Here is a 2,846-nt window from a genome sequence, read left to right on the forward strand (position 1 = left end):
GCCCCCTCCCCAACCCTCCCCCGCAAGCGGGAGAGGGAGCAGGCTCCACACTTCATCGAGATTTCGCGCAACGCCGGCCGCTCCCCTCTCCCGCGCAGCGGGGGAGGGTGAGGGAGGGGGCAACGGGCCAAGGCGCGCGCGAGGGCGCCCGCGTGACAGTCGCCGGCCTCGTGCTGGTGCGGCAACGGCCGGGCTCGGCGAGCGGCGTGATCTTCATGACGATCGAGGACGAGACGGGAATCGCCAATATCGTCGTCTGGCCGAAACTATTCGAGCGCCAGCGTCCCGAGGTCATCGGCGCGCGGCTGGTGGCGGTCACGGGGCGCGTGCAGAATGAATCCGGCGTCGTCCATGTGATCGCGCAGAAGATCGAGGATCTGACGGCCGATCTGCGCCTGCTCGAGCAATCGCGCGGCGCAAACGCAAGCGAGGCCAAGGCGCGCGAGGCAATCCCGAAGGGACGCAATTTTCAATGACCCGAGACGACTTCCTCACCACCTTCGACTCTCCGCCGGGCGCGCTGCAACGCGTTTCGCGGCTGACGCGCCGCATCGTCGCGCCCAATCCCGGCGCCTTCACCTATACGGGCACATGCAGCTACATCATCGGGGAAGGCGAGGTCGCGATCATCGACCCCGGCCCGGCGGACGCCTCCCATATAGAGGCGCTGCTCGCCGCCATTGCTGGCGCAACGCTGCGCTATCTGCTCGTCACCCATACGCATCGCGACCACTCCCCGGCGGCGCGCGTTCTGGCGGAGAAGACCGGCGCGACCATCGCCGGCTGCGCGCCTTATGCGCCGCCGCCCGATCTTTCGGTCACTGGCCCCGGCCTCGACGCCTCGCATGACAAAAGCTACGCGCCTGACATCTCCTTCGCCGATGGCGATAGGCTGAGCTTCGGCGGCCTCACCATCGAGGCCGTAGCGACGCCCGGCCATACGACCAACCATCTCTGCTTCGCGCTGGCCGAGGAAGCGACGCTCTTCACCGGCGATCATGTGATGGCCTGGGCGACGACCGTCATCGCGCCGCCGGACGGCTCCATGGGCGAATATTTCGCATCGCTGGAAAAGCTGCGCGGGCGCGACGATCGCCTCTATTGGCCCGCCCATGGCGGCCCGGTGAAGGAGCCGCAACGCTATCTTCGCGCCCTGCTCCACCATCGCCGGCAACGCGAGGCGGCCATCCTCGAGCGGCTCGAGGCCGGCGACGAGACGATCGCCGCCATGGTCGCGCGCATTTACGAGGGCTTCGACTCGAGCTTGCAGAGGGCGGCGGCGCTCTCCGTCTTCGCCCATCTCGAAGATTTGATCGAGCGCGGACTCGTCCGCTCCGACGGGCCGGCGACATTGGAGACGCGGTATTTCAGAGTGAGCGAATAGGGAGTAGCGAATAGCGAATAGCGGCGTCCCAGTTCTACTCGCTATTCGCTACAAACTCCCTACTCCCTCACTTCTCGTTCAACCCCGCCTGCAGCTCCTCGGCGAATTGGCGGATGCGCTTTGCGTTGGCGCCGAAATCATGGCGCCCGTAACGGGAGGCGGAGCGCACGTCTATGCGCGTCTGGCCGGCGAGCGGGCGCAGCCGCACGGCGATATCGTCGGCAAAGCCCATCACCAATGTGCGGTCGAGAAAATCGAGATGGCCGATGCCGGAACGGCCGCCCGGCGGACGCTGGTCGATGACGCGCCAGCCGCGGCTCTGCGCCGTCTCCAGCACCAGCTGATAGGCCTCGTCCGGTTCGAGATCGACGACGATCGGCTCTATGTCCGGATAGCCGTCCCTCTGCCGCTCCGCAGTGTCGGCGTCGAAGCCAGCGGGCGTGAAGCCGGCGCGCGCCGCGACGGCCGCCCGCGAGGTGGAGAAGCGCGGCGGATCGGCCGTGTCGGTCGAGACGTCCGAGAGCACCGGCAGGCGTACGGCCTGGACGGCGAGATAGGCCGGATAGCCGAGCGTCACGGCGGCGAGAAAGGCGCCGCCGAGCGCCTCGCCCAGCCCGCGCCGGCCCTCCTGCCAGATGACGACGCAGGCGGCGAGAAACAGCAGCAGCGCGACGAGCGCCACCACGATCGCGCCGCCGAGCACGGCGAGCGAGGCCTGCGGCTCCACCGCATTGGCGCGCGCGAGGATCACGGCGATCGCCGCCACCGGCAGAGAGAAAACAGCGAGCCGCCGGCACCAGACCGCGGCGTTGGAGACGGGCTCTTCGGGGATATGGCGCAGCATGAGGCGATCATAGCATCGATCGCGGCGCGGCTCATCCACAGGGGCATGTGGAAGTCGCGCGGCGGGCTCCGCGATTTTACGAATAGTTTACCGGGGTAAGGGAGACTTTAAATCAAATGCACGCATTCCTCGAGCGCCCCGCAACCGTTCAGTAGAGAGTAGCCGCCATGTCGAAGCTCGTCGCCACCGATTTCAGCGAAGCGCAATCCGCCGACCGTCCGCATGATCTGCTCACCCGCCTCTATCGCGAGATCGGCATTTCGGCCGTCGCCGCGGCGCTCGAGGTGATGGCGCATCCGAGCCATGACGAGACTGAGGCCTCCGAGGACGCGCGCCTGCCGGCAATCCTCCTCGAGGAGCAGCTCGCGGCCTGACGGTCCACAACTCTCTTCTCCCCGACTTGGGACCGCGAGCCATTCGGCTCGCAGTCCCTTTTTTCGAAGCGAGCCCGAAAGGCTCGCTTTCTTATTCGATGATCGAGGCGACGACGCCGGCGCCGAGCACGAGCGCTTCGCGCTCGTGCAAACCTAATGCGGTTGTCGCGACGGCGTGCTCGCTCCGATCACTCGATGATCGAAGCGACCACGCCTGCTCCAACCGTGCGGCCGCCTTCGCGGA

The 2,846-nt window shown here is 67.2% G+C and carries 4 protein-coding genes; 3 read left to right on the forward strand and 1 reads right to left on the reverse strand.

Annotated features, from left to right (window positions below; all coding sequences use genetic code 11):
* Together A1351_RS01105 and A1351_RS01110 are read left to right on the forward strand one after the other, a co-directional pair.
* The coding region (locus A1351_RS01105) for an OB-fold nucleic acid binding domain-containing protein (RefSeq protein ID WP_245291549.1) at positions 1–476 on the forward strand (476 nt) is incomplete at its 5' end.
* Complete coding sequence (locus A1351_RS01110; protein ID WP_064031941.1) at positions 473–1,384, forward strand: MBL fold metallo-hydrolase; 912 nt, start codon at positions 473–475, stop codon at positions 1,382–1,384. The genes A1351_RS01105 and A1351_RS01110, both read left to right, overlap by 4 nt.
* 67 nt (positions 1,385–1,451) lie before the next feature.
* Here A1351_RS01110 and A1351_RS01115 read toward each other — a convergent pair whose 3' ends face one another.
* A complete protein-coding gene (locus tag A1351_RS01115; RefSeq protein ID WP_024880021.1) occupies positions 1,452–2,228 on the reverse strand; it encodes a DUF1499 domain-containing protein in 777 nt (258 codons plus the stop codon).
* Between the two features lie 167 nt (positions 2,229–2,395).
* Here A1351_RS01115 and A1351_RS01120 point away from each other — a divergent pair, with 167 nt between their 5' ends.
* The gene (locus A1351_RS01120; RefSeq protein ID WP_024880022.1) at positions 2,396–2,602 is read left to right on the forward strand and encodes a hypothetical protein; all 207 of its coding nucleotides are present in this window, start codon (positions 2,396–2,398) and stop codon (positions 2,600–2,602) included.
* Positions 2,603–2,846: the final 244 nt, after the last annotated feature.

This window comes from Methylosinus sp. R-45379, from assembly GCF_001644125.1.
Classification (GTDB): domain Bacteria; phylum Pseudomonadota; class Alphaproteobacteria; order Rhizobiales; family Beijerinckiaceae; genus Methylosinus.

Bases quoted from the DNA above. Each gene is read 5' to 3' on its own strand.
- A1351_RS01110 (WP_064031941.1), top strand. From the start codon at position 473: ATGACCCGAGACGACTTCCTCACCACCTTCGACTCTCCGCCGGGCGCG.
- A1351_RS01120 (WP_024880022.1), top strand. From the start codon at position 2,396: ATGTCGAAGCTCGTCGCCACCGATTTCAGCGAAGCGCAATCCGCCGAC.
- A1351_RS01115 (WP_024880021.1), bottom strand. From the start codon at position 2,228: ATGCTGCGCCATATCCCCGAAGAGCCCGTCTCCAACGCCGCGGTCTGG.